Consider the following 25,505-nt stretch of genomic DNA (forward strand, 5'->3'; position numbering starts at 1 on the left):
CGGATCGAACTGCGCGACGTCACCTTCGGCCATTCCCGCCGGGCGCCGCCGCTGATCCGTGGCCTGTCGCTGACCATCGAGCCGGGCGAGCGGGTCGGGGTGGTCGGCGGTTCCGGCTCCGGCAAATCGACGCTGGCTCTGCTGACCGCCGGGCTTTACGAACCCTGGTCGGGCGAGGTGCTGCTCGACGGCAAGCCGCTGCGCGAGGTCCCGCGCCGGGTGCTGCGCCAGAGCGTGCAGGTGGTCGACCAGAACGTGACGCTGTTCGAAGGCAGCGTGCGCGACAACATCGCCCTGTGGGATCCGACGGTGTCGGACGAACGGCTGTTCGCCGCCGCCCGCGACGCGGTGATCCACGACATCATCATCGACCGCCGCGACGGCTATGCCTCCCCGGTCAGCGAGGGCGGGGCCAACCTGTCCGGCGGCCAGCGCGCCCGCATCGAGATGGCGCGCGCCCTGGTGCAGAACCCGCGCATCCTGGTGATGGACGAGGCGACCGCCGCGCTGGACGACCACACCCAGGCGCTGCTGCTGTCCAACCTGCGCCGCCGGGGATCCACCATGCTGGTGATCGCCCACCGGCTGACGGCGATCCGCGACTGCGACCGGGTTCTGGTGATGCAGAGCGGCGAGATCGTCGAGTCCGGCCCGCCGGCCGAGCTGGCGCGCCGCGCCGGCGCCTTTTCCTCGCTGATGCTGAGCATGGCCTGACCGGATGAGCCGCCGATGACGACCGCAGCCGAAGCCGCCCTGCCGGAACCCGACATCCAGGAGGTGTCCGGCGCTCCCGTCATCGCCTTCCAGCAGCCGGCCGTGGCGCTGGAACCGGCAGGATCGGTCTGGTTCCTGGAGGAGGGCGAGGCCGACATCTTCGCCGTCGCCGCCATGGGCGCCAACGCCGGCTCGCGCCTGTTCCTCGGCCGCCTGCCGGCGGGCAGCCTGCTGGTCGGCATCGACGCCTTCATGCAGGAACTGATCGCCGTCCCGGCGGCCGGGTCGCGGCTGGAGGCCGTCGCCGAGCCGCTGGAGGAGATCGAGCCGGATGCCCTGCTGGCGGGGATGGAGGCGTGGTCGTCCACCCTGATCTCCGGCATCGCCGCCATCCTCTGGCATCCCGAGCGCATCGACCGGCAGGCCCGTTGCGGCGTGGCGGCCGAACTGGCGGACTCCCAATTGGTGATGGTGCAGGAGGCCGGATTGTGGTGCGCCGTGCCCGCCCCCGGCGCCCTGCTGCTGGAGCAGGAGATCGTTCAGGGCATCATGCCGCTGCCGCCGCGCGCGTGGCTGAAGGCGGCGGGGCCGATGCGCATCGTCTTCGGCCGCCGCCCGCTGCCGCGCGACCTGCCCGCCGCGCTGACCGGCATCCATGCGCTGACCGCGGCTTGCGGCGAGATGCTGATGGGCGCCCGCGGTCTGGCCGAGGCCGACGAGGCCGGGCGACTGTCGCTGCGCGGCGCGCGCGAGGCGGAGGAGGGCGAGCGTTTCGTCCATCTGGCCGGGCGCCTGCTCGACCATGCCCGCAAGCCGCCGGCACCGGCCGACGGCGGCCATCACGATCCGCTGTTCACGGCGATGAGCGCGGTCGCCGCCCGCACCAACCCCCGCCTGAGGCTGCGCCGTCCGACGCTGCTGCGCGAACGCGACCTCGACGTGCAGCCGACGATGGAGGAGATCGCCCGCGCCTCCGGCCAGCACATGCGGCCGGTGACGCTGACGGAGGGCTGGTGGCGCCGACCGCTGGGTCCGCTGGTCGGCGCGACGCTGGACGGCCGGCCGGTGGCGCTGCTGCCGAAGGGGCGCGGATACGAGTTGCTGGCCGGCGAGGACGCCAAGCCGGTCCGCATCACCGCGCCGGTTGCCGCCGGACTGTCGCCGTCGGCCTGGACGATGGTGGAGCCGCTGCCCGACCGGCCGCAGACCGTCGGGTCGCTGATGCGCTTCGTCCGCACCCCGCCGGCCTTCTGGCTGCTGACCCTGGCGGTGGCGGCGCTGGGCGCGCTGCTCGGCCTCGCCAGCCCGTTCGGGATGAAGTTCGCCTTCTCGTCACTGGTGCCGGCGCGCGACCATGGCGGCCTGCTGGAGCTTGGCATCCTGCTGGGCTGCGTCGCCGCCGTCACGCTGGTGATCCAGCTCGTCGGCGAGGTGACGCGGCAGAGCATGCAGACCATGCGCGAGGCCGGACTGCATGCCGGCCTGTGGGACCGGGTGCTGCGGTTGCCGATGCCGGTGCTGCGCCAGCATTCGGCCGGTGACATGGCGGCGCGGGTGGGAATGGCGATGGCCCTGCCGCTGGCCGCCCAGGGCTTCACGGTCGCCGGCATCGGCACCGGCGCGGTGCTGGTCGCCAGCATCTTCGCCATGGCATCCTTCCATGGCGGCGGCGCGGTGGTGGCGGTGCTGGCGCTGGCGGTGCAGCTGGGGCTGGCGGTGCTGTCGGCGGTGCTGCGGGCGCGGGTCTACAAGGTGGGCGAGGCGCTGAGCGGGCAGGCCGATTCCCTGGCGATGCAGTTCCTGACCGGCATCGCCAAGCTGCGTCTGGCCGCCGCCGAGCATTGGGCGCTGACCCATTGGTCGGAGCGCTTCATCGGCATGCGCGAGAAGCGCATGGAGGTGCAGGAGATCGAGGGCCGGATGGCGGCGGTCAACTCCGCCCTGCCGGTGCTGGCGATGGCGGCGCTGTTCCTGGTCTTCCATTCCGCCGGGACCGACAGCGCCAGCATCGTCGCGATGATGACCGCCTATATGATCGCCAACGGGGCGGCGGCGGCGCTGGGCGACGGGTTCGGCGCCTTCTACCAGATCTACGCCGCCCGCGCCTTCGCCGATCCGGTTCTGCAATGCGCGCCGGAGCCGGCGCTGGGACGGATCGACCCCGGCCGGCTGTCCGGCCAGATCGCGGTCAGCGGGCTGTATTTCAACTACGCCCAGGCCGAGACGCCGGTCTTCGCCAACCTGAACCTGAGCATCGCCGCCGGCGAGTATGTGGCGATCCTCGGCCGGTCGGGCTGCGGCAAGTCCACGCTCGTCCGCCTGCTGCTGGGGCTGGAGCGGCCACGGGTGGGCAGCATCACCTATGACGGCAACGACCTGTCCTCGCTCGATCTGGGACTGCTGCGGCGGCGGGTCGGCACCGTGCTGCAGGGGGCGCAGCTGCCGCCGGGCGCGCTGATCGACGTGGTGCGCGGCCTGAGCGAGGCGACCGAGGCGGAAATCTGGGACGCTCTGGCGGCGTCGGCCATCGCCGACGAGATCCGGGCGATGCCGCTGGGCGTGCGCACGCCCATTGCCGACGCGTCGCGCACGCTGTCGGGCGGGCAGGTGCAGCGGCTGCTGCTGGCCCGCGCACTGGTGACCAAGCCCGACGTGCTGATCCTCGACGAGGCGACCAGCGCGCTGGACAACGCCACCCAGGCGGCGACCATCCGCACCCTGACGTCGCTGGACTGCACCCGGATCGTCATCGCCCACCGGCTGGAAACCATCCGCGGCGCCGACCGCATCCTGATTTTGGACGGCGGCCGTGTCGCCCATGCCGGCCGTTTCGCCGACCTGCAGGCCCGCGGACTGCTTGGCGCGTAGCGCGTTCGGGCCGAACGGTACACCAATCTTCCTCGACGCCGACTCTTCTCCAACGGCGGCTGCCGGGCGCAGCCGCCGATGCCGTGCGTGTGGCCGGTAAGAAATCCATTTGTTCAGGAACGGATCTTTCGCTATCATAATGCGCGTAAAGCAATCGCATATCAATTAAAAATTTCGGGAATGGCTGCCCGCCGACTGGCTTGGGCGGAACTCTCCCGCTCGGCCCACCCGAGTCTTTCGGAAAGAGACATCCCATGGCCCTGCACCGCTGGTTTTCCGACCGGAAACTGGTTCATAAGCTGCTGATCCCGGCGGTCCTGCTGCTCGCCGTCATGGGCAGCGTGGTCTGGACCGCGCGGTCGGCGCTGGTCGACCTGACCGCCTCCACCAGCCGGGTGACCGAGGTGGTGGCCGGCCGGCTGTCGGCGGCGCTGGCCATCCAGTCGGCCATGGGCGACGCGATGGATGCGGAATCCAACGCGCTGGTCGGCGGCACGCGCGAGCGCATCGACGCCGCCTTCGGCACCTACAAATCCAACATCGGCACGGCGCTGGCCGCCATCGACCGGCTGGCCGCCGCCTATGACGCCCCGGCCGACCGCGAGGCGATCGCCGGCATCAAGTCCATCGTCGGCGAGTATGAGCGGGTGTCCGAGAAGGCGGTCGAGCTGGCGCGCGCCTACGACACCGACAGCGCCATCCGCGTGTCGATCGACGTCGGCCGCCCGGTGCGGCAGAAGCTGACCGCGGCGCTGACCGAACGGGTGGAACACAGCCTGGAGGAGACCGGGCGCGCCCAGGAGCGGGCCCAGGCATTGTCCTCCAGCGTCATGACCCGGCTGTACGGGGTCGCGGGCGTCGGCCTGCTGGTCGCCTTCGGCCTGTTCGGCGCCATCATCGTGGCCTTCGTCGTCCGGCCGCTGCACCGGCTGGTCGCCGACATGACGGCCATCGCCGACGGCCACCTCGCGGTCGACATCCAGGGCGCCGGGCGCGGCGACGAGGTCGGACTGCTAGCCCGTGCGCTGCAGGTGTTCAAGAGCAACGGCCTTGCCATGCGCAGCCTGCAGGAGGAGCGCGAGGCGCAGAAGCTGCAGGCCGAGCGCGACCGGCAGGCCGGCATGCGGGCGCTGGCCGACCGCTTCGACGCCGACGTGCAGGACGTGGTGCAGGCGGTGGCGTCGGCCGCGCGCCATCTGCGCGGCAATGCCGAGACGATGACCGCCATCGCCTCGCGCACGACGGAGCAGGCGTCGTCCGTCGCCGCCACCACGGCGCAATCCTCCGCCAACGTCGCCACGGTCGCCGCGGCGTCGGAGCAGCTCGGCAGCTCCATCGGCGAGATCGGCCGGCAGGTCAACGCCGCCGCCGCCATCGCCCGCAACGCGGTGGAGGAGGGCGAGCGCACCAACGCGCTGGTCACCCGGCTGGTCGAGGCCGCCCAGCGGATCGGCGACGTGGTCAGCCTGATCCAGAACATCGCCAGCCAGACCAACCTGCTGGCATTGAACGCCACCATCGAGGCGGCGCGGGCAGGGGAGGCCGGCAAGGGCTTCGCCGTCGTGGCGCAGGAGGTGAAGGCGCTGGCCACCCAGACCGCGCAGGCGACCGAGGAGATCGGCAGCCAGATCGCCGAGATCCAGACGGTGACGGACGGCACGGTGACCGCGATCCAGACCATCGGCCGCACCATCAACGACGTCGACGCCATCGCCGGGGCCATCGCCGCAGCGGTGGAGCAGCAGACCGCCGCCACCCAGGAAATCGGCCGCAACATCCAGCAGGCGGCCCAGGGAACCCAGCTGGTGACCGGCAACATCGCCGAGGTCAGCGGCTCCGCCGGTCAGGTCGGACAGGCCGCCGGGGAAGTGCTGGGCGCCGCCGACAGCCTATCCCGTGATTCCGAGCGGCTGCGGGAGCGGATCCAGGCCTTCATCGGTGAGGTCCGCGCGGCCTGACGCGGGCGCGATAGGGAAGGCGTCAGCCGCGCTTTCCCGGCTGGGACGCCGTCACCATGGCGAAGAACTGCGCCTCGTCGATGATGTCGGGCTTGCCGTATCTGGCGCGGCGGGCGGCGGCGGTGTCCAACTTGGTGGCGCCGGGGGCGTGGCCGACGACGAGATAGTCGGTGTCCTTGCGGACGCTGTGATGCCAGCGTCCGCCCAGCGCCAGGATGCGGGCCATCACGGCTTCGCGCGGCAGGCCGGTCAGCTCGCCGGTGACGGCGAAGGCATGACCGGCGACGCCGTGCGTGATGGGTGTGGCCGGAGGCCGGACCAAAGGCGGCGGGTCGATCTGGTTGGTCGGCGCCAGATGGGGAACCGCCAGCATCTCGGCGCTGCCGAGGATCATCTTCTGGAACAGGCGGCTGGTGATCTCGGCATCGACGAAGGCGCCGTGGAAGCGCGCCCGGATGCCGACATCGATGCCGAACAGCGTCGCCACCGCGTCGAGCGACGCGCGTCCGGCAACCTGCCCTCGGGCATGGTGCCCCTTTGCATATCGCATCGTGCAGACCGACTGGCCCGGCGCCCAGGGAAGGCCGCAGAGTTGGAACTCGTGCCGCAGGAAGTCGATGTCGAAGCCGACATTGTGGCCGACCAGCACCGCGCCATGGAGGAAGTCGCGAAGGTCCTGGGCGACGCTGTGGAACGGATCCTGGTGGCGCAGCAGGTGATCCGGCAACCCATGCACCTTCAGCGCATGCGGGTTCGACTTGCGCCCCGGATTGAAGATGAGGCTGAGACAGCGGCCGGTCGGCGTCGCCTCCGCCAGTTCGATGGCGGCGAAGCTGACCATGCGGTCGCCGCCGGCCGGCGACAGCCCGGTGGTCTCGCAGTCGATGACGACGAAGCGGCGGGCGGAGGTCTGCGCCCGGACGGGCTTCGCCGCCGCCGACGGACGGGCAAGCACTGCATCGATCAAACGGCTCATGAATTCTCGCCCCGGGGGCAGGACGGTCCTGCCGCGTCAAACACGCGCCGACTATAGGCGGGCCCGCCACCGCAGGTCGAGAGTCCGTGCCGTCGCAGCGCCGGCGTCCCGGATGGCTCGCCCGCATGGCGCCCAATTCGGTCGGCCGACCAAAAATTCGGTCTCTATGCAAAATGTGGATTGTTGGCGTGCCAATCACAGGCTATCATATTTCAGTTGTTGTAATCGTATAGAGATTACAAACGCAGACACCATGCAGATCAAGGAGATCGCGTGTGGACGTGATCGCTGAGCTGTCGGACCTGATCGGCGCCGACGCCGTTCTGACATCCAAATCCGACCTGGAGGGCGCGACGGAGGACTGGCGCGGGCGTTACCGCGGGCCGGCCCTCTGCCTCGTCCGGCCGGCGACTGCCGAGCAGGTGGCCGCGGTGGTGCGCTGCTGTGCCCGGCACGGGATTCCGCTGCTGCCGCAGGGCGGCAACACCAGCCTGTGCGGCGGCGCCACCCCGTCGGAGACGGGCCCGGCGCCGGTCATCCTCAATCTGGCGCGCATGCGTGCGATCCGCGGCATCGACCCGGTCAACAGCACGATGGAGGTCGAGGCCGGCTGCGTGCTCGCCACCGTGCAGGAAGCGGCGGCGGCGGCGGGACGGCTCTATCCGGTCAGCCTGGGCGCGGAGGGCTCCTGCCAGATCGGCGGGACCATCGCGACCAACGCCGGCGGCACCTCGGTCCTGCGCTACGGCAACACGCGCGACAATGTGCTGGGGCTGGAGGTGGTGCTGGCCGACGGCACGATCTGGTCCGGCCTGTACGGCCTGCGCAAGAACAACACCGGCTATGACCTGAAGCACCTGTTCATCGGGTCGGAAGGCACGCTCGGCATCATCACGGCGGCGACGCTGAAGCTGCACCCGCTGCCGACGCGCCATGCCGTCGCCTGGGTCGGGATCGCCGAGCCGGCCGACGCGCTGACCCTGCTGACCCGCGTGCAGGAACGCTGCGGCGCCCGGCTGTCGGCCTTCGAGATGATCAACCGCCTCCAGCTCGATCTGGTGGTGGAGCAGGTTCCGGGCCGCCGCAGCCCGATCGAGACTTCGGCCGACTGGCATGTGCTGATCGAGCTGTCCGACAACAGCGACGGCGACGCGCTCGACGCCGAGCTTCAGGCGATCCTGGAGGACGCCTTCGCCGACGGGCTGCTGACCGACGCCGCACTCGCCGCCAGCGACGCCCAGCGCCATGCCCTGTGGGAGGTGCGCCACAGCGTTTCGGAGGCGAACAAGAAGGCCGGCGTCGGCCTGACCACCGACTGCGCCGTGCCGCTGTCGGCGGTGCCCGCCTTCATCGACGCCGCGACCGCCGCCGTGCGGGCGCTGGTGCCGGACCTGCCGGTGATCGTCGTCGCCCATCTCGGCGACGGCAACGTCCACTTCATTCCCTTCTTCACCTTCGACGCCTGGAATGCGATTGCCGAGCGCGAGGCGCTGGGCGCCGCCATCCGCCATGCGGTGAACGACGAAGCCGCCCGGCTGCACGGCACCTTCAGCGCCGAACATGGCGTCGGCCGCGTCCAGCTGGGCGAGATGGCGCGCTACAAGCCCGCCGCCGAACTGGCGCTGATGCGCGCGGTGAAGCGGGCGCTGGACCCGCAGAACCTTTTCAACCCCGGCCGCCTGCTGCCGCCGGGCTGAGTCCGCTTTTACGTCCTTTCTTCCGCCGTTCCTTCGCCGTTCCGGCCCACCAAGAGGAGTTCCGACATGAGCATCCGCCAATCCGGTTGGTCCCGCCGTTCCCTGCTGAAAGCCGGCGCCGTCGGCGCATCCGCCCTTGCCATGCCGGCGATCTGGAGCCCGGCGCGCGCGCAGAACAAGCGGATCGTGGTGCGTGACGACGGCGGCATCTACACCAAGGCCTATGGCGAGGTGTTCTACAAGCCCTTCACCGCCGCGACCGGCATCGAGGTGATCGGCGTCCAGGCGAATGCGGAGCCGACGGCGCAGATCCGCTCGATGGTGGAGGCGAAGTCCTACACCTGGGACATGGCGAAGATCAGCCAGCCGGCCATCCTGATGCTGACCGGCGGCGACAAGCCGCTGCTGGAGAAGCACGGGCTGGAGGCCGACCCGGCCGTCGCCTCGATCCCCAAGCAGTACATGTCGGAGTACGGCGTCGGCACCAACGTCTACACCACGGTGCTGGCCTACCGCACCGACGCCTTCAAGGGCCGCAAGGCGCCGGCCTCGTGGAAGGATTTCTACGACGTCGCCAACTTCCCCGGCCGCCGCGCCCTGCGCAAGCACCCGTTCGACACCATCGAGCAGGCGCTGATGGCCGACGGCGTGCCGACCGATCAGGTCTATCCCTGCGACCTCGACCGCGCCTTCAAGGCGCTGGACCGCATCAAGAAGGACATCGCGGTGTTCTGGACCAGCGGCGCGCAGGTCGAGCAGATGCTGCTGTCGGGCGAGGTCGACATGGTCCCGACCTGGGTGTCGCGTCCGCAGGCCGCCATCGCCGCCGGCGCGCCGGTCGGCATCGTCTGGGACCAGAACATCTGGGGCCTCGACAGCTGGGCGATCCTGGCCGGCACGCCCAACGCCGACGCCTGCCGCCAGTTCATCAAGTTCGCCTCCGACCCCAAGCGGCAGGCGGAGCTGGTGAAGTTCTTCCCGGCCGGCGTGACCCAGCCGGACGCCTTCAAGCACATCGACGCCAAGATCGCCGCCGACTGCCCGACCTTCCCGGCCAACATCGAGAAGGGCCTGCACATCGACGCCGAATACTGGCTGAAGAACCAGCAGAAGGGTCTGGAGCGCTACAACGCCTGGCTGCTGAGCTGAGGTGCGGCGGGAGGGGGTGCGCCGTCGCGGCGCGCCCTCACCGCCCTTTCCGCCCCCATTCCCCTTCGGCCCACCCCCCTTCGCGAGGAGGCGCGCATGTCTTCTTCCAGCCTTTCCGTCCAGGGCCTTGCCAAGCGCTACGGCGACTTCGTGGCGCTCGCCCCGACGGATCTCGTCGTCGCCGACGGCGAATTCCTGACGCTGCTCGGCCCGTCGGGCTCCGGCAAGACGACGCTGCTCAGCCTGCTGGCCGGGCTGGTGCCGCCCGATGGGGGAAGCGTGCGCATCGGGTCGCAGGACGTCACCTATGCTCCGCCCTATGAGCGCGACATCGGCGTGGTGTTCCAGAACTACGCGCTGTTCCCGCACATGACGGTCGAGGAGAACATCGCCTTCCCGTTGAAGATGCGGAAGGTGGCGGCGGCCGAGGCCAGGCGGCGGGCGCGCGAGGCGCTGGAGATGGTGCATCTGCCGCACATCGCCGGCCGCTACCCGCGCGAGCTGTCGGGCGGCCAGCAGCAGCGCGTCGCACTGGCCCGCTGCATGGTCTACAAGCCGTCGATCATCCTGATGGACGAGCCGCTGGGCGCGCTCGACAAGAAGCTGCGCGAGCACATGCAGCTGGAGATCAAGCGCCTGCATCGGGAGATGGGAACGACGGTCGTCTACGTCACCCACGACCAGGAAGAGGCGATGACGATGTCCGACCGCATCTGCCTGATGAATGCCGGGCGGATCGAACAGCTGGGCACGCCGGCCGATTTGTATTTCCGCCCGCGCTCGCTGTTCGTCGCCGACTTCCTGGGAGAATCCAACATCCTGCCCGCCGCGCTCCGCAGCCGCAGCGGCGACGAGGTGGAGATCGGCGTGGGCAGCGGCGGCATCTCCGGCCGGGCGCTGGCCAACGGCAACGACCTGCCGCCGGGCACCGAGGTGCGGGTGATGGTGCGTCCGCAGAACCTGACCGTCGCCCGCCGGGGGGCGGTCGGGGGCGCGGCCGGGAATGCGGGCCTGCAGGGCCGCGTGTCGGAGGTGATGGTCACCGGCAGCCTGACCAAGGTCTACATGGAGCCGCTGGACGGCAAGCTGCCGCCGCTGGTCGCCGCCTTCCCGACCCGCAACGAAGACGACGCGGTGCGTATCGACGACGTGCTGACGCTGTCCTGGAGCGGGCGCGACGCCGTGGTGATCGCCGACCGCACTGCCGATGCGGCCCGAGCGGCCGGGACGGCGTGAGATGAGCGGACAGTCCATGGCCATGACCCACGCCGCCGGCGCCAAACGCCATTCGCCCCCGCCCGCCTGGCGCAAGCCGGTGCTGATGGGCGCCCCGCTCGTCCTGCTGCTCGTCGCCTTCCTGGTCTTCCCGGTCGGGCAGCTGCTGGCGCTCAGCGTCTACAACGGGCAGGGCTTCACGCTGGCGCCCTACGCGCAGCTGTTCGCCTCCAGCCTCTACATCACCGTCCTGTGGATCACGCTGAAGATCTCGCTGGCGACGACGGTGGTCGCGGTGGTCGCGGCCTATCCGGTCGCCTACCTGATCTCCATCGCCAAGGGGCCGGCGAAGAGCCGGCTGATCTTCTGGGTCCTGCTGTCCTTCTGGACCAGCTTCCTGGTGCGCGCCTTCGCCTGGGTCGTCATCCTCGGCCGCAACGGCGTCGTCAACAGCACGCTGATGTCGCTGGGCATCATCGACAGCCCGGCCGACCTGCTCTACGGCTTCGGCGCGGTGCTGGTCGGCATGGTCCATGCCATGCTGCCGCTGGCGGTGATGACCATGCTGGCGGTGATGGAGAACATCGACCGCACCCTGCCGCGCGCCGCCGGCACGCTGGGAGCAAAGCCCGGCACCGCCTTCTGGACGGTCTATTTCCCGCTGTCGCTGCCGGGCGTCGCCGCGTCGGCGATCATGGTCTTCGTGTCGGCCATCGGCTTCTTCATCGTGCCCGCCCTGCTGGGCGGCCGGAAGGAGACGATGATCACCCAGCTGATCATCGATCAGGTGCAGCAGACGCTGAACTGGGGTCTGGCCGGCGCCATCTCCGTGCTGCTGCTGACCGTGGTGCTGGTGGTGTTCGTGCTGTACGACCGCGTCTTCGGCTTCGCCTCGCTGACCGGGGAGAGCGCGGTGGTGCGCAACCGCGACACCGCCATGCGGCGGCTGGGCGGGCGCGTGCTGGCGGCGCTGGGATCGGCCAGCGATGCGCTGATCGGCCTGCTGCCGCGCCGCCACCCCCTCCGCGGCCGGTCCGAGCGTCCGGTGGCGCTGAGCGTCTTCGTCTGGCTGCTGCTGGTGCTGATCAGCCTGCCGGCCTTCCTGATGATCCCGCTGTCCTTCGGCAAGGGCGGGCTGGCCTGGCCGCCGTCGGGCTTCACGTTGCAATGGTATCAACAGCTGCTCGACTCGCCGATCTGGATGCAGGCGCTGTGGCGTTCCATCGTGGTCGCCTTCGGCACCGGCCTCCTGTCGATGGCGATCGGCGTTCCCGCCGCCTTCCTGATGGTGCGCGGCCGGATGCGGGGCAAGGGCGCCATGCTGGCCTTCATCCTGTCGCCGATCGTCGTCCCGCGCATGATCATCGCCGTCGGCATGTTCTATGTCTTCGCCCAGATGGGGCTGGTCGGCACGATCCTGGGGCTGGTCATCGGCCATACGGTCGTCGCCGTGCCCTATGTGGTGATGACGATGATGGCGGTGCTTCGCAACTACGACACCCGGCTCGACCTCGCGGCGCAGAGCCTGGGCGCCCGGCCGCTGGCGGCGCTGCGGCACGTCACCTTCCCGATCCTGGGGGCGGGGATGCTGTCCTCCTTCCTGTTCGCCTTCGCCACCTCCTTCGACGAGCTGACCATCTCGCTGTTCTCCTCGGGCGGGCTGAGCGCCACGCTGCCCAAGCAGTTCTGGGACGAGGTGACGCTGCAGGTCTCCCCCGTCATCGCGGCGGTGTCGACCGGGCTGCTGCTGTTCGTCGCCACCCTGATCTTCGTCGCGGATCGGCTGCGCCGGCGCAGTCTCGCCGGCTGAGGCCGGCTCCCCAACCGCTTATCGCCACCCGCTTCTTCCAAGGACAAGACATGCTTGACGCCACGAAGCTTCGCGGCATTCTGCCCGCCACCCCGACGCCGGTGACAGCCGACGGCACCATCGACGTGGCGGCCTCCAAGGCGCTGTTCTCCTGGCTGTTCCGCCAGGGCATCGACGGGCTGGTCCCGCTCGGCGGCACCGGCGAGTATGGCGCGCTGGCGAAGGACCAGCGCATCCGCTTCGCCGAACTGTCGGTCGAGGCGATGGCCGAGGTTGGCGAGAAGCGCGGCCCGGTGATCGCCGGCGTGCTCGACACCGGCTATTACGACGCGCTGGCCGCCGGCCGCGATTTCGCGGCGGCGGGCGTGGACGGGCTGCTGGTGCTGACCCCCTACTACACCAACCCGACGCAGGCCGGCATCCGCGACTATTTCCTGCGCTATGCCGACGAATCGCCGGTGCCGATCCTGATCTACGAGATCCCCTACCGCACCCGCATCGCCATCGATCCGGAGATCCTGCACGAGCTGTCGCGGCACGAGCGGATCATCGGCATGAAGGCCTGCAACACCGACATGTACCATTTCCTGCGCACGGTGGCGGGGGTGGACCCGTCCTTCACGGTGCTGAGCGGCGAGGACACGCTGTTCCCGCTGCAGGTGGCGGCCGGGGCCAAGGGCGGCATCGTGGTGACGGCCAACCTGCTGCCGCGGGCATGGCGCCTGATCCACGACCTCGCCTCGACGGGCAAGCTGGACAAGGCGCTGGAGATCCACCGCTCGCTGATCCCGATGATGAACCTCGCCTTCGCCGAGACCAACCCCGGCCCGATGAAGTCGGTGATGGATCTGGTCGGCGTGGAGGCCCCGGCGATGCTGATGCCGCTGCGCGAGCCGGGCGAGCCGCTGAAGCAGGCACTGCGGCGCGAGCTGTCGCGCCTGCTGGTTACCTATGAGGGCATGCCGGCCGCCCAGCCGGCCTGACGGGCGGCAACCGCGCGGCGCGTGGCAATCGGTTCGCCGGATGCTATGCGTTAGCGCGGGAGGCGCCGGGCAATGGCGCGAAGGCGCCGGCCCGGCCGGATGAAGAAGTCTTGGGGGATTGCCGATGACGCGGACAGCAGGACGGATGCCGAAGGCGCAAGAGTCCGTGACGGAAACAGGCCCGGCTGGCGTGGCGGCGGAGCCGGACACGAAGAAGGCCGACCCGCGCGAGTCCTCGCTGTTCGTCGGCTCGACCGAGAAGACCTTCCAGATCCTGCACGCCTTCGACGGGCCGCACCGGCAGATGCCGCTGTCGGAGATCGCCAAGGCCGCCAACCTGGACCGCAGCGCCGCCCAGCGGCTGGTCTACACGCTGGAGGTGCTGGGTTACCTGCGCCGCGTCCACGGCACGCGCAACTATGCGCTGACGCCCAAGCTGCTGCAGTTCTCCTACAACTATTTGCGCGCCAACGAGCTGATCGAGAAGGCCTTCCCCTATCTTCTCGACATCAGCCGCAGCGTCGGCGAGACCACCAACCTGCAGGAGCTGGACGGCGCCGAGATCGTCTTCGTCGCCCGCTTTCCCGGCAAGCATCTGGTCAACATCGAGTTCATGGTCGGCAGCCGCCTGCCCGCCTATTACACGGCGTCCGGCACCGCCATCCTGTCGCGTCTGTCGGAGGAGGAGCGGGAGGACATCCTGGCCCGCACCGACCTGCGCCCGCTGACCCCCTTCACCGTCTGCGATCCCGACCGGCTGCGCGCCCGCGTGCGCGAGGCGGGGGAGAAGGGTTATGCGCTGCTGATCAACGAGACGGTGATGGGCGACATCTCCGTCGGCGCCGCCATCACCGACGAGCATGGCCGTGCCGTGGCCGGCCTCAGCATCTCCGTCCCGGCCACGCGCTGGACGCCGGAGCAGGTCGAGCAGGAACTCGCCCGCCATGTGCAGGTGGCCGCCGCCTCGATCTCCGTTCACAAGTTCGGCGGCTATTCCCGATAACGCGTCCTTTCCCGCGGGAGGCGGTGATCCGATGGCGGCCCATCAGGCATGCCTGAACATCGACGAGCTGCGATTGCAGGCCCGCCGCTTCCTGCCGCGCGGCCTGTTCGAGTATATCGACCGCGGCACCGAGGACGAGACGGCCCTGCGCCGGTTGCGCGAGAGCTTCGAGCGTGCCGAGCTGACGCCGCGGGTGCTGGTCGATTGCGGCGACCGCCATACCGGCGTGACGCTGTTCGGGCGCGAGCGCCCGCTGCCCTTCGTCATCGCGCCCACCGCCGCCGCCGGGCTGGTCCGCTATGACGGGGAGGTGCTGCTGGCGCGGGCGGCACGTGCGGCCGGCATTCCCTTCTGCGTCTCGACCCAGTCGATCACCAGCATCGAGGCCATCGCCGAGGCCGGGGCCGAGCTGTGGTTCCAGCTCTATGTCTGGCGCGACCGCAGCCTGACCCATGACCTGCTCGACCGCGTCGCCGCCTGCGGCGTCGATACGCTGATCCTGACGGTGGACACCGCCGTTTCGCCGAACCGCGAGTACAACCGGCACAACGGCTTCACCGTGCCGGTCACGCCGTCGCTGCGCGGCGCCCTGGACGTGGCGCGCCATCCGGCCTGGGCCGGCGGGGTGCTGCTGCGCCTGCTGGCCGACGGCGGCTGGCCGGGATACGCCCACTATCCGCCGCAGTTCCGCACCCGCATCACCGACGCCACGGCCCACGACCCGATCCGGCTGTGCGACCGGGTGAGTTGGGACGACGTGGCGGAACTGCGCCGCCGCTGGCGGGGCCGGATCATCCTCAAGGGCCTGCTGGCGCCGGAGGATGCGCTGCGCGCGGCCGGGTCAGGGGTCGATGCCGTGGTGGTGTCCAACCATGGCGGGCGCAACCTGGACTGCGCGCCGTCGCCGCTCGGCGTGCTGCCGCGGATCATGGACGCGGTCGGCGACCGGATGACGGTGCTGGCCGACAGCGGCGTGCGGCGCGGCAGCGACGCCGCGAAGCTGCTGGCCGCCGGCGCGGCGGCGGTTCTGCTCGGCCGGGCGCCGCTGTTCGGACTGGCGGCCGGCGGACAGGCGGGGGCGGAACACGCGCTGGCGATCCTGCGGGACGAACTGGACCGGACCATGGCCCTGCTCGGCTGCCGGACGGTCGCCGATCTGCGGCTTTGAGGGAAGCGAAGCAAGTCACGGAATTGACAGGCGATGCGGGGGAGGGGGCGGCGCCGCATCGACGCACGGCTGCCGCAAGAGGAACGCAGGGCTGATTGTCAGCCTGCGGAATTAGCATGCACCGCAACCAGAGGAGAGGAAGCGGTCGTGGCGGAGGACGCGGTGGATGGCGGGCGGCGGGGAACTGGCCGCCGGACGGCCTCCCAAACGGCATCGGGCGGGCCGGGCCTGACGGTCTATGCGCAGCTTGCCGGGATCGTCCTGTTCTGGGGCGCCAACTGGCCGCTGATGAAGCTGGCGCTGGTCGACATCGGGCCGCTCGCCTTCTGCGCCGTGCGGCTGTTCGGGACCGCGTTGAGCGTCGCGGCGATGGCGCCGATCCTGCGCTTTCCCCTGCTGCCCCAGCGCGGCGAGCGGCTGATGCTCGCGGTCGTCGGCCTGCTGCAGGTCGCCGGCATGATGGGGCTGAGCAACCTCGGTCTGCAGTTCGTCTCGCCGGGGCGGGCGTCGGTGCTCGCCTACACCATGCAGATGTGGGCCTTGCCGCTCGGCCTGCTGCTGCTGGGCGAGCGGATCACCGGGCGGCGCGCCGCGGCGGCGGGGCTGACCTTCGCCGGGGTGGTCGTCTTCTTCAACCCGGCGCTGGTGGATTGGAGCGACGCCAAGGCGCTGATCGGCAACGGCCTGCTGATCGGCTGCGCGCTCAGCTGGGCGCTGGGGGCGACGCTGTACCGGCGGCGGGTGTGGCGCACGCCCTTCTGGACCCAGACCTTCTGGCAGATCGCCGCCAGCGCGCTGGTGATGGTGCCGCTGGCGCTGTCCACCGAATCCGGGCACCCGGTCCACTGGTCGGGCTCCCTGCTGGCGGTCGTCGCCTATAACTGCCTGATCGCCACCGGGCTCTGCTATTGGTGGTGGGGCAAGGCGCTGTCGGTGATGCCGGCCAGCCAAGCCGGGCAGATCGTCTGCCTGGTGCCGATCACGGCGCTGGTTCTGAGTGCGGTCTTCTACCACGAGCCGCTGAGTGCGGGCGTGCTGGCCAGCGTGGCGATGATCGCCGGCGGCATCGTCCTGTCGGCGCGGGCGCGCTGAACTGCTGTGGCCGTCAGTTGGAGGCGGGATAGAGCGGCAGGAGGTTCTGCTGGCGGCGCTGGTAACGGACCAGCTCCAGCGCGCTCAGCGGCCGGGCTCCCTGGGCGCGGCAGGCGGCGGCGACCTCGAACATCAGCGCCTGCTGGTGGAACAGGGTGGCGTAGGCATCGCCCAGTTTGAACTCCGGATCCCACATGTGGATGGCCTCCGCCCCGGCGCCGTTCACCTCGATGATGCGGAAATCCTCGCCCACCGCCAGCCGCTCCACCGAGGCGAAGCGCACGTCGAAGCGGCCGAAATGGAAACCCGGCATCTGGTCGGCGATCTCGTCGAAGCGGGCGGTCAGCGTCGCCGTGACATGGCCGCAGGCATCCTTGTAGAGGCCGCCGACCCGGCTGCTGCCGACCAGCGACAGCCGCACCGTGCGGCCTGCCTCCGGCACCTCGTCCAGCCGGTCGGCCAGTGCCTCGTGATGCAGATCCGCCTTCCAGGAGGCGCGCGGATCGGCGGCGATCAACTGGCGCAGGGTGGAGCGGCCGTCGCCGACCACATGCGGATAATAGCGGAAGGTCATGGAGAAGATGCGCCCGTGCCGCTCCCCCGGCTTGCGGACGTAGAAGATGCCGGCCTCACCGGCGTAGGGCACATGCTCCTGCAGGATCAGCCGGACGTCGGCCGGGAAGCCGCGGAGATAGGCGTGGAGGTCGGCGGCGTCGCGCACCAGCCGCACGCCGATGCCGCGCCAGCCGATGTCGGGCTTGGCGACCAGCGGGAAGGACAGGCCGGCGCCGGACGCCAGCGTGTCCAACGCAGCCGGGGTCAGCGAGGGGCGGTTGACCAGGGCGACCGACTTCGCGGCCCAGCGGCGTGCCGCCGGCCCGATCAGGTCCATGCAGGCGATCTTCGACTCGCCCAGCAGGCCGCCGGCCTCGATCGACGGGTTGGCGGCGGTCGGCAGGGTCAGGCTGCGGTGGCGGAGGCCCAGCGCAAACCACTGCGCCACCAGCGGAATGTAGAACAGCAGCGGCGGTATGCGCTCCGCCCAGCCGATGGTGGGGGCGCCGGCCGGCACCACCGGCAGGCCTGGCAGGGCGATGGCGCGCGGGGTCGGGCTGCCGTGCAGCGCATCGCGCAGGGCGGCGGGCAGATGCGGCTCCAGCGTCGCCCGGACGCGGGCGAACAGGGCGGTGGCGACGGCGTGGGCGCGCCGCGTGCGCAGGACCATCAGCAGCGCCGCGCAGGCGATGCCGATCACCTGAACCTGCACCGCGGCCGCCTCCAGCGACGAGGTCATCAGCGTCAGCAGCAGCCCGACATGCACGCCGGCCGTCGCCAGCGTGATGGCGACGAAGCGCAGGAACGGCACCCGCATCACGCCGCAGGCGAAATAGGTCGGGAACAAGACGCCGGGCACCAGACGGCAAGTCACCAATGTCGGCAGCAGGTTTCTTTGCAAAGCCCCGCGGCAGCGCTCAAGCATCGGTCCTTCGGTCCGGCGGCGAATCCAACTGATCCGCAGCGACAACAGCCCGAGGACATAAATGAACAAATCGCCGATAACGATCCCGCACAGTAGCGTGATGGCGGTTACGCCGATGCTGACGGTACCGACGCTGACCAGGCTCGCTCCAACCGCAATCGCAACGTCTTCGTGCAGAAGCGTCAGCAAAGCAAGGCCCAGCAACAGGGGAAAGCCGGCGAAAGCGGTTATTGGTTGCAATGCAGCAAACACGGGCGGGCTGTCCGTTGGAATAGGGGCGGCAAGGGTGCCGCCGGCAAAATTGCATAGGAAAAGGTAAGCTTCACGTTAAAACTTTTGTGGAACCGTGCGGCATAGCGACAGTTTCCTTTGGTCCATATCGAAACGGTATGGGCATGATAGAAAATATGTGTTTGCAGCTATGGCGCCGGCGCGGCACAGTGCGTCCCAATAAACGACCGGCCAATCGACCGCAGACGGCCGAACCGCCACCCGACCAGGAGACGCACCGTGCAGAGCATCCAGTGGGACGACGCCTTCCTCCTTGAAGCCCAGCTGACCGAGGATGAGAAGCTGGTGCGCGACAGCGCCCGCGCCTACTGCCAGGACCGGCTGCAGCCGCGCGTCATCTCCGCCTTCCGCGAGGAGCGGTTCGACCGCGAGATCATGACCGAGATGGGCGAGCTGGGCCTGCTGGGCCCGACCATCCCGGAGGAGTATGGCGGGCCGGGCGTCAGCCATGTCGCCTACGGGCTGGTCGCCCGCGAGGTGGAGCGGGTGGACAGCGGCTATCGCTCCGCCATGTCGGTGCAGTCGTCGCTGGTCATGCACCCGATCTACGCGTATGGCAGCGAAGAGCAGAAGAAGAAGTGGCTGCCGCGTCTGGCCACCGGCGAGCTGGTCGGCTGCTTCGGCCTGACCGAGCCGGACCACGGCTCCGATCCCGGCGGCATGAAGACCCGCGCCACCAAGGTCGACGGCGGTTATCTGCTGTCGGGCTCCAAGATGTGGATCACCAACTCCCCCATCGCCGACCTCGCCGTCGTCTGGGCGAAGTCGGAGGCCCATGACAACAAGATCAAGGGCTTTGTGGTGGAGCGCGGGACCAAGGGCTTCTCCACCCCGAAGATCGAGGGCAAGCTGTCGCTGCGCTCGTCGGTCACCGGCGAGATCGTGCTGGACGAGGCCTTCGTGCCGGAAGAGAACCTGCTGCCCAACGCGTCGGGTCTCGGCGGCCCGTTCGGCTGCCTGAACAAGGCGCGCTACGGCATCGCCTGGGGCGTGCTGGGCGCGGCGGAGTTCTGCTGGCACGCCGCCCGCCAGTACACGATGGACCGCAAGCAGTTCGGCCGCCCGCTGGCCCAGACCCAGCTGGTCCAGAAGAAGCTGGCCGACATGATGACGGAGATCACGCTGGGGCTTCAGGCCTGCCTGCGTGTCGGCCGCATGATGGACGACGGCAGCTGGTCGCCGGAGGCGATCTCGCTGATCAAGCGCAACAACTGCGGCAAGGCGCTGGACATCGCCCGCGTCGCCCGCGACATGCACGGCGGCAACGGCATCTCCGAGGAGTTCCAGGTCATCCGCCACATGGTGAACCTGGAGACGGTGAACACCTACGAAGGCACCCACGACGTCCACGCCCTGATCCTGGGCCGGGCGCAGACGGGCCTGCAGGCGTTCTTCTAAGTCGCTCCCGCAAGGTAGCGTTTTCCCTCTCCCGCCTTTCGCACAAACGAAGTTTGTGCTGACGGCGTCAGGCGGATCGAAGATCCGCTGAGAGCCCCGGGAGAGGGAGGGGCCCACCGTGAAGCGGTGGGAGGGTGAGGGGTGAACCGAGAATCGGTGTGGTTGCGGATTCTCGGACTACCCCTCACCCTCCCCACTCCGTGGGTCCCCTCCCTCTCCCGAGGCGGGAGAGGGCGTTTTCAGGTTCCGGTCGCCTGCTGGCGGACCTCCGTCAGGAAGCGCTCCACCTCCGCGGCCAGCGCGCGGGTCTGGCCGGACAGGCCGCGGGCGGCGTCCTGCACGCCCAAGGCCGTGCTGCCGGCGCTTTCCGCCGTCTGCGCCAGCGCGGCGATGGTCGCCGACACGTCCTGGGTGCCCAGCGCCGCCATCTCCACCGCCCGCGCGATTTCCTGGGTGGCGGCGTTCTGTTCCTGCACCGACTGGGTGATGGTGCCGGAAATGCCGTCGATCTCGGTGATGGTGCTGCCGATGGCGCCGATGGCCTCGGCGGCCTCGCGGGTCACCGACTGCATCGCGTTGACCTGGGCGGCGATCTCGTCGGTCGCCTTGGCGGTCTGGTCGGCCAGCCCCTTCACCTCGGTCGCCACCACTGCAAAGCCTTTTCCGGCCTCCCCGGCGCGGGCGGCCTCGATGGTGGCGTTCAGGGCCAGCAGGTTGGTCTGCTTGGCGATGGCGTGGATCAGCCCGACCACCTGGCCGATGCGCTCGGCATTGGCGATCAGCCCCTGGACGGTGGCATTGGTTCGGTCGGCGTGGGACACCGCCTCGCCGGCGATGCGGGCGGAATGGCCGACCTGATCGGTGATGCCGCCGATGGAACTGGCGAGTTCGGTCGCCGCCGCCGCCGCGGAGCGGACGTTGGACTGGATGTCGTCGGATTCGCGGGCGACGTTGCGGGTCTGGCTGGACGCCTCGCCCACCACCACCGCCATGCGGTCGGCGCTGTCGGCCATGCCGGCGGCCGACTCGGCGATGCCCTCGACCAGACGCTTCACCGTGCCCTGGAAGCGGTCGGCGAGGTCGAGCAGGGCGGCGCGCTTGGCCTCCTCCGCCTTGGCGTCGGCTTCGGCCTGGGCCGCGTGCATGCGCTCGATGGCGCGGGCGTTGTCGCGGAAGACGGTGACCGAGCCGGCCATGGCGCCGATCTCGTCGGAGCGGCCGTTGCCGGGCACCTCGACCGTGGTGTCGCCGTCGGCCAGCTTCGCCATCGCCGCCGACATGGCGCGCAAGGGGCGGATGACGATGCGGCCGAGCATGACGTTCAGCAGGACGATCTGCACCACCAGCGCGATCAGGCAGATGGCGATCTGGTTGCGCATCTGGGTGGCGATGGCGTCGATCTGCTGGTCCAGGCTCCAGGCGATCTGCAGGGCGCCGACCAGCCGGTTGCTCTTGCCGGTCACCACCGGCACCGTCACGATGATGTGGCCCTTGGCCGAGCGGGTCTGCGCCCCCTTGCCGGCGAGAACCGCCTCGACCAGATCCTGGTCGGCCTTCAGGTCGTACTTGGCGAAGCGCGGGTTGGAGAAGTCGGCCAGCGTGTCGGAGGAGGTCGCGGCGCGCAGCGAGGCGAGTTGAACCTCGTGGCTGTCGGCCAACGGCATGAACTCCGTCTCGATGGAGGCGCCGTCGCTGGCGATGAAGCTGGTCTTTGTGGCGTTCGCCAGCATGTCCGTCTTGACGCGGGCGTCGTGCGTGGCCAGCCGCACCGCGTCGTCATACTGCATCTTGGCCTGCAGCCCCATGATGATGATGAAGCCGCCGACGATGGCCGCGACGAAGGCCGCCGTCACCTTCCGCCCGACGCTCCAGAACCGACGCGGCCGGGATGCGGCCGCCTTGTCCACTGCCATGCTCTTGCCCTTCCCATGCCGCCTTCGCGCCGCATCGACCGTCAAGGCATGACGGATCAGCCGCCGGAAAGACTGGCGTTCGCTGTCGAAGCGTCAACGAATTGCAAAATTTAAATGGTATTGTAACGGAACGTCATGGTCTGCGCCATGATCTTCTTCTCTGACCTTCGGATGATTGCCAGTTGTCGCGGCAATCCCAAAGTCGCGGGCCGATGCGGCCAAAGTGAAGGCGCCGCCGTCTGAATGACAAGACGGCGCCTTTCTATGCCGGATACGTCGAAAATCCGACTTTTGCTTTTTGGGAGTGTTTTGTGTTGGGCGTCTCAGCCGCGGGCCGGCTTGCGCTCCCGCCAGCCGAAAGGCCCGGCAGTCTCATAGAGCCACGGATACTGGTTGACCATGCGCCTTGCGATGGCGATGCGGTGGGCGGTCAGCGTGATGAGGCCGAGCACGACCGTATGCACGATGAAGCCCCACAGCGACAGCAGTTCCTCGCCGAACAGGCCCCAGGCCAGGAAGCGGTCGCCCACCCCCAGCAGCAGCGAGTAGGCCAGCACGCTCGACACCGGCTTCCACCCCTCCGCCAGCGTCTGGCCGGTCAGCACGCCGCAGCCGCCGAACACCAGAAGCGTCAGGAACACGAAAACCGGAACCGACGAACCCAGGATCGTCTCCATCTCAGTGCCCCCCTTCCAGATAGGCGGACCGCACCTCCGGGTCGGCCAGCAGCTGCGCCCCGGTCCCCGTCATCGTGATCTTCCCCGTCACCATCACATAGGCCCGGTGCGCCAGCTTCAGCGCGTGGAAGGCGTTCTGCTCGACCATGAACACCGTCATCTTCTGTTCCCGGTTGATCTCCTGGATCACCTGGAAGATCTGCTTCACGATCAGCGGCGCCAGACCCAGGCTCGGCTCGTCCAGCAGCAGCAGGCGCGGCTGGCTCATCAGCGCGCGGCCGATCGCCAGCATCTGCTGCTCGCCGCCCGACATCGTGCCGGCGCGCTGGTTGATGCGCTCCTTCAGGCGCGGGAACAGGGTCAGAACCCGCTCCAGTTCGCGGTCGAAGCTGCCGGGCTGGGCGACGATCGAGCCCATCTGCAAATTCTCCAGCACCGTCATCCGCGGGAAGATGCGCCGGCCTTCGGGAGACTGGGCGATGCCGCGCCGCACGATCTCGTGCGTCGGCAGGTCGGTGATGTCCTCGCCCTCGAAGAACACCCGGCCCTGGCGCGCGCGCGGGCTGCCGCAGATCGTCATCAGCAGCGTCGACTTGCCCGCCCCGTTCGCGCCGATCAGCGAGACGATCTCGCCGGCGCCGATCTCGATGTCGATGCCCTTCAGCGCCTCGATGGCACCGTAGAACGTATGGACGCCCGATACCTTCAACATGGCTCAGGCCCCCTTCTGCGCGTTTTGCGGCATATGCAGGTCGGCGGCAACCTCCGGCGGCAGCGCTTCGTCCTCGTCCTCGCCGAGATAGGCGCGGATCACCGCCGGGTCGTTCTTCACATGCTCCGGATCGCCGTCGGAAATCTTCCGGCCATAGTCCAGCACCACCACATGGTCGGAAATGCGCATCACCACGCTCATGTCATGCTCGATCAGCAGAACGCCGGTCCGATGGCCCTGCGGGGTCTGCACATCGCGGATGAAGGTCAGGATCTCGGCCAGCTCGCCCGACTCGCGCGGGTTCAGGCCGGCCGCCGGCTCGTCCAGGCACAGCAGCACCGGCTCGGTGCACATCGCCCGCGCGATCTCCAGGCGGCGCTGGGCGCCATAGGGCAGGTTGCCGGCCTCCCAGTCGGCGAACTCGGTCAGGCGAACCCGGTCCAGCCAGTATTTCGCCAGCTCCACCGCCTCATGCTCGGCCTTGCGGAAGCCGGGAAGCCCCAGCAGCCCGGCGATGGCGAAGCCCGACGCCCGCATCAGCTTGTTGTGCTGGGCGACGATCAGATTCTCCAGAACGCTCATGCCGCTGAACAGCCGGATGTTCTGGAAGGTGCGCGCCACCCCGGCCAGCTGGGCGATGCGGTAGCCCGGCATCCGCTCCAGCAGGAACTCCTTGCCCGCCGGGTGGCGCAGCGTCAGCCGGCCCACCGTGGGGGTGTAGAAGCCGGTGACGCAGTTGAACAGCGTCGTCTTGCCGGCGCCGTTCGGGCCGATCAGCGCGGTGATCTCGCCCGCCCGCGCCTCGAAGGACACGTCGTTGTTCGCCACCAGACCGCCGAAGCGCATGGTCAGGTGTTCGACGCTGAGAAGCGGCTTTTCAGTGCTCATCGGTGCGGCGCTCATTTCGCGGCTCCCGTCGCGGCCGGGTTCTTGCCGCCATGCAGGAGGATGGTCGGGTCGCGGTGGGCCAGCAGGCCGCGCGGACGCCACAGCATGATCACCACCATGCCGGCGCCGAAGGCCAGCATGCGGTAGTCGGCCAGCTCGCGGAACGCTTCGGGCAGGCCGATCACCAGCAGGGTGGCGACCACCACGCCGATCTGGCTGCCCATGCCGCCCAGCACCACGATGGCCAGGATGATCGCCGACTCGATGAAGGTGAAGCTCTCCGGGCTGATGAAGCCCTGGCGCGTGGCGAAGAAGGAGCCGGCGAAGCCGCCGAACATCGCGGCGATGGCGAAGGCCGCCAGCTTCATATTGGTGCGGTTGATGCCGAGCGAGGCGCAGGCGATGTCGTCCTCGCGCAGCGCTTCCCAGGCCCGGCCCAGCGGCAGCTTGCGCACACGCAACGTGAACAGGTTCACCACCAGCGCCAAGGCCAGGATGAGGTAATAGAGGAAGACGATGCGGTGCAGCGGCGAGTATTCCAGCCCGAACAGCTCGTGGAAGGCGGCCATGCCGTCGGCCGGGCTGCGCGAGAACTCGGCGATGCCGAAGAAGCTCGGCCGCGGAATGCCGGAGATGCCGTTCGGGCCGCCGGTGAACTGGTACCAGTTGACCAGGATGATGCGGATGATCTCGCCAAAGCCCAGCGTCACGATGGCGAAATAGTCGCCGCGCAGACGCAGCACCGGGAAGCCCAGCAGCACGCCCGAGCAGGCGGCCAGCACGCCCGCCAGCGGCAGGCAGACCCAGAAGCTGAGCCCGAAGTAATGGGCGAGCAGCGCGTAGGAATAGGCGCCGACGGCGTAGAAGGCGACATAGCCGAGGTCGAGCAGGCCGGCGAGGCCCACCACGATGTTCAGGCCCCAGCCCAGCATGATGTAGGTCAGCAGCAGGATGCCGATGTCCAGCAGCATGCGGTCGGCCAGCGGCGTCATCGGCAGGATGGCGGCGAAGACCACGGCGACCGGGCCGATGTAGCGGCTGGCGTGCTGCACCTTGGCGGCGATGCGGTCCATCCGCTTGTCGCGGTCGGCCTGGCTCAGCTTGGAGCGGTGGGAGGTGACGGTGAACAGGGCGCGGAGGGCAATCACGCCGCCGCCCAGCACCAGCACCAGCCGCAGCACCTGGGTCGGCATCGGCAGCACCAGCCCGACGCCGGCGCAGAGCAGCGCCAGGATCAGCACCGGCACCGCCATGCCCTGGCGGATCAGCCCGAGCCCGAGGCGGCCGAGGAAGACCAGGACGATGGAGGCGATCACCTCCTCCGGCCGGGCTTCGATCTCCAGGCCGGTGGGGCGGTCGACGGTGCGCAGGCCGACCAGCGGCACGGTCAGCAGCAGGGCGACGAAGGCGGCGAGGGCGGCGTCCTTGAGGGTGGCCGGCCAGTCGACGCCGGGGCGCTTGCCGTTGATGTGGTAATGGGGGTGCGATTGCGCGTGGGAAGGGGTGGTCATGG

The 25,505-nt window shown here is 69.5% G+C and carries 18 protein-coding genes and 1 pseudogene; 12 read left to right on the forward strand and 7 right to left on the reverse strand.

Annotated elements, in window-relative coordinates; translation table 11 throughout:
* Nucleotides 1–75: 75 nt before the first annotated feature.
* The 3 genes and pseudogenes from PWS46_RS25825 to PWS46_RS25835 all read left to right on the forward strand — a co-directional run.
* Nucleotides 76–714: pseudogene (locus PWS46_RS25825) on the forward strand (ATP-binding cassette domain-containing protein); the annotation flags it as partial.
* 15 nt (nucleotides 715–729) lie between these two features.
* A complete protein-coding gene (locus PWS46_RS25830; protein WP_434623793.1) occupies nucleotides 730–3,582 on the forward strand; it encodes an ATP-binding cassette domain-containing protein in 2,853 nt (950 codons plus the stop codon).
* 254 nt (nucleotides 3,583–3,836) lie between these two features.
* Nucleotides 3,837–5,540 (forward strand): methyl-accepting chemotaxis protein, encoded by a 1,704-nt coding sequence (locus PWS46_RS25835; RefSeq protein ID WP_434623795.1) that lies wholly within the window; start codon nucleotides 3,837–3,839, stop codon nucleotides 5,538–5,540.
* A 22-nt stretch (nucleotides 5,541–5,562) separates the two neighbouring features.
* On the opposite strand, the gene PWS46_RS25840 is transcribed toward PWS46_RS25835, so the two are convergent.
* The gene (locus PWS46_RS25840) at nucleotides 5,563–6,516 is read right to left on the reverse strand and encodes an exonuclease domain-containing protein (protein WP_434623797.1); all 954 of its coding nucleotides are present in this window, start codon (nucleotides 6,514–6,516) and stop codon (nucleotides 5,563–5,565) included.
* 275 nt (nucleotides 6,517–6,791) lie between these two features.
* Here PWS46_RS25840 and PWS46_RS25845 point away from each other — a divergent pair, with 275 nt between their 5' ends.
* The 8 genes from PWS46_RS25845 to PWS46_RS25880 all read left to right on the forward strand — a co-directional run bounded on the left by PWS46_RS25845 (nucleotide 6,792) and on the right by PWS46_RS25880 (nucleotide 16,633).
* The gene (locus PWS46_RS25845; RefSeq protein WP_434623799.1) at nucleotides 6,792–8,213 is read left to right on the forward strand and encodes an FAD-binding oxidoreductase; all 1,422 of its coding nucleotides are present in this window, start codon (nucleotides 6,792–6,794) and stop codon (nucleotides 8,211–8,213) included.
* A 66-nt stretch (nucleotides 8,214–8,279) separates the two neighbouring features.
* On the forward strand, nucleotides 8,280–9,362 hold the full coding sequence (locus PWS46_RS25850; RefSeq protein ID WP_434623801.1) for an ABC transporter substrate-binding protein: 1,083 nt from the start codon (nucleotides 8,280–8,282) through the stop codon (nucleotides 9,360–9,362).
* A 96-nt stretch (nucleotides 9,363–9,458) separates the two neighbouring features.
* A complete protein-coding gene (locus PWS46_RS25855) occupies nucleotides 9,459–10,598 on the forward strand; it encodes an ABC transporter ATP-binding protein (protein WP_434623803.1) in 1,140 nt (379 codons plus the stop codon).
* Between the two features lies 1 nt (nucleotide 10,599).
* Nucleotides 10,600–12,387, forward strand: coding sequence for an ABC transporter permease subunit (locus tag PWS46_RS25860; protein WP_434623805.1), 1,788 nt, complete (start codon nucleotides 10,600–10,602; stop codon nucleotides 12,385–12,387).
* Nucleotides 12,388–12,437: 50 nt separating this feature from the next.
* Nucleotides 12,438–13,370, forward strand: a complete 933-nt coding sequence (locus PWS46_RS25865; RefSeq protein WP_434623807.1) for a dihydrodipicolinate synthase family protein — start codon at nucleotides 12,438–12,440, stop codon at nucleotides 13,368–13,370.
* A 166-nt stretch (nucleotides 13,371–13,536) separates the two neighbouring features.
* Entirely contained in the window at nucleotides 13,537–14,373 is an 837-nt protein-coding gene (locus tag PWS46_RS25870) for an IclR family transcriptional regulator (protein ID WP_434623809.1), read from the forward strand.
* 31 nt (nucleotides 14,374–14,404) lie between these two features.
* Nucleotides 14,405–15,541 carry an alpha-hydroxy acid oxidase gene (locus PWS46_RS25875; RefSeq protein ID WP_434623811.1) on the forward strand — a complete coding sequence of 379 codons (1,137 nt, stop codon included), beginning with the start codon at nucleotides 14,405–14,407 and terminating at the stop codon, nucleotides 15,539–15,541.
* A gap of 147 nt (nucleotides 15,542–15,688) precedes the next feature.
* Nucleotides 15,689–16,633 carry a DMT family transporter gene (locus tag PWS46_RS25880; RefSeq protein ID WP_434623813.1) on the forward strand — a complete coding sequence of 315 codons (945 nt, stop codon included), beginning with the start codon at nucleotides 15,689–15,691 and terminating at the stop codon, nucleotides 16,631–16,633.
* Between the two features lie 13 nt (nucleotides 16,634–16,646).
* On the opposite strand, the gene PWS46_RS25885 is transcribed toward PWS46_RS25880, so the two are convergent.
* Nucleotides 16,647–18,365 carry a VTT domain-containing protein gene (locus tag PWS46_RS25885; protein WP_434623815.1) on the reverse strand — a complete coding sequence of 573 codons (1,719 nt, stop codon included), beginning with the start codon at nucleotides 18,363–18,365 and terminating at the stop codon, nucleotides 16,647–16,649.
* 258 nt (nucleotides 18,366–18,623) lie between these two features.
* On the opposite strand from PWS46_RS25885, the gene PWS46_RS25890 reads away from it, so the two are divergent.
* Nucleotides 18,624–19,802: an acyl-CoA dehydrogenase gene (locus tag PWS46_RS25890; RefSeq protein ID WP_434623816.1), complete on the forward strand. Its 1,179-nt coding sequence runs from the start codon at nucleotides 18,624–18,626 to the stop codon at nucleotides 19,800–19,802.
* A 239-nt stretch (nucleotides 19,803–20,041) separates the two neighbouring features.
* On the opposite strand, the gene PWS46_RS25895 is transcribed toward PWS46_RS25890, so the two are convergent.
* From PWS46_RS25895 to livM, 5 genes are all read right to left on the reverse strand, one after another.
* Nucleotides 20,042–21,715 (reverse strand): methyl-accepting chemotaxis protein, encoded by a 1,674-nt coding sequence (locus tag PWS46_RS25895; protein WP_434623817.1) that lies wholly within the window; start codon nucleotides 21,713–21,715, stop codon nucleotides 20,042–20,044.
* A 323-nt stretch (nucleotides 21,716–22,038) separates the two neighbouring features.
* Complete coding sequence (locus PWS46_RS25900) at nucleotides 22,039–22,392, reverse strand: DUF6867 family protein (protein WP_434623819.1); 354 nt, start codon at nucleotides 22,390–22,392, stop codon at nucleotides 22,039–22,041.
* Nucleotide 22,393: 1 nt separating this feature from the next.
* Nucleotides 22,394–23,104, reverse strand: coding sequence for an ABC transporter ATP-binding protein (locus tag PWS46_RS25905; RefSeq protein ID WP_042696422.1), 711 nt, complete (start codon nucleotides 23,102–23,104; stop codon nucleotides 22,394–22,396).
* A gap of 3 nt (nucleotides 23,105–23,107) precedes the next feature.
* The gene (locus tag PWS46_RS25910) at nucleotides 23,108–23,992 is read right to left on the reverse strand and encodes an ABC transporter ATP-binding protein (protein WP_434623822.1); all 885 of its coding nucleotides are present in this window, start codon (nucleotides 23,990–23,992) and stop codon (nucleotides 23,108–23,110) included.
* A gap of 11 nt (nucleotides 23,993–24,003) precedes the next feature.
* Nucleotides 24,004–25,503, reverse strand: a complete 1,500-nt coding sequence (gene livM, locus PWS46_RS25915; protein ID WP_434623823.1) for a high-affinity branched-chain amino acid ABC transporter permease LivM — start codon at nucleotides 25,501–25,503, stop codon at nucleotides 24,004–24,006.
* Nucleotides 25,504–25,505 lie beyond the last annotated feature (2 nt).

The sequence above is a fragment of the Azospirillum sp. B2RO_4 genome (assembly GCF_051124815.1).
Lineage (GTDB): Bacteria > Pseudomonadota > Alphaproteobacteria > Azospirillales > Azospirillaceae > Azospirillum.

What these genes read in the sequence shown, in the direction of transcription:
- PWS46_RS25830 (WP_434623793.1), top strand. Translation starts at nt 730, where the DNA reads ATGACGACCGCAGCCGAAGCCGCCCTGCCGGAACCCGACATCCAGGAG.
- PWS46_RS25835 (WP_434623795.1), top strand. Translation starts at nt 3,837, where the DNA reads ATGGCCCTGCACCGCTGGTTTTCCGACCGGAAACTGGTTCATAAGCTG.
- PWS46_RS25840 (WP_434623797.1), bottom strand. Translation starts at nt 6,516, where the DNA reads ATGAGCCGTTTGATCGATGCAGTGCTTGCCCGTCCGTCGGCGGCGGCG.
- PWS46_RS25850 (WP_434623801.1), top strand. Translation starts at nt 8,280, where the DNA reads ATGAGCATCCGCCAATCCGGTTGGTCCCGCCGTTCCCTGCTGAAAGCC.
- PWS46_RS25855 (WP_434623803.1), top strand. Translation starts at nt 9,459, where the DNA reads ATGTCTTCTTCCAGCCTTTCCGTCCAGGGCCTTGCCAAGCGCTACGGC.
- PWS46_RS25860 (WP_434623805.1), top strand. Translation starts at nt 10,600, where the DNA reads ATGAGCGGACAGTCCATGGCCATGACCCACGCCGCCGGCGCCAAACGC.
- PWS46_RS25865 (WP_434623807.1), top strand. Translation starts at nt 12,438, where the DNA reads ATGCTTGACGCCACGAAGCTTCGCGGCATTCTGCCCGCCACCCCGACG.
- PWS46_RS25875 (WP_434623811.1), top strand. Translation starts at nt 14,405, where the DNA reads ATGGCGGCCCATCAGGCATGCCTGAACATCGACGAGCTGCGATTGCAG.
- PWS46_RS25895 (WP_434623817.1), bottom strand. Translation starts at nt 21,715, where the DNA reads ATGGCAGTGGACAAGGCGGCCGCATCCCGGCCGCGTCGGTTCTGGAGC.
- PWS46_RS25900 (WP_434623819.1), bottom strand. Translation starts at nt 22,392, where the DNA reads ATGGAGACGATCCTGGGTTCGTCGGTTCCGGTTTTCGTGTTCCTGACG.
- PWS46_RS25905 (WP_042696422.1), bottom strand. Translation starts at nt 23,104, where the DNA reads ATGTTGAAGGTATCGGGCGTCCATACGTTCTACGGTGCCATCGAGGCG.
- PWS46_RS25910 (WP_434623822.1), bottom strand. Translation starts at nt 23,992, where the DNA reads ATGAGCACTGAAAAGCCGCTTCTCAGCGTCGAACACCTGACCATGCGC.
- livM (WP_434623823.1), bottom strand. Translation starts at nt 25,503, where the DNA reads ATGACCACCCCTTCCCACGCGCAATCGCACCCCCATTACCACATCAAC.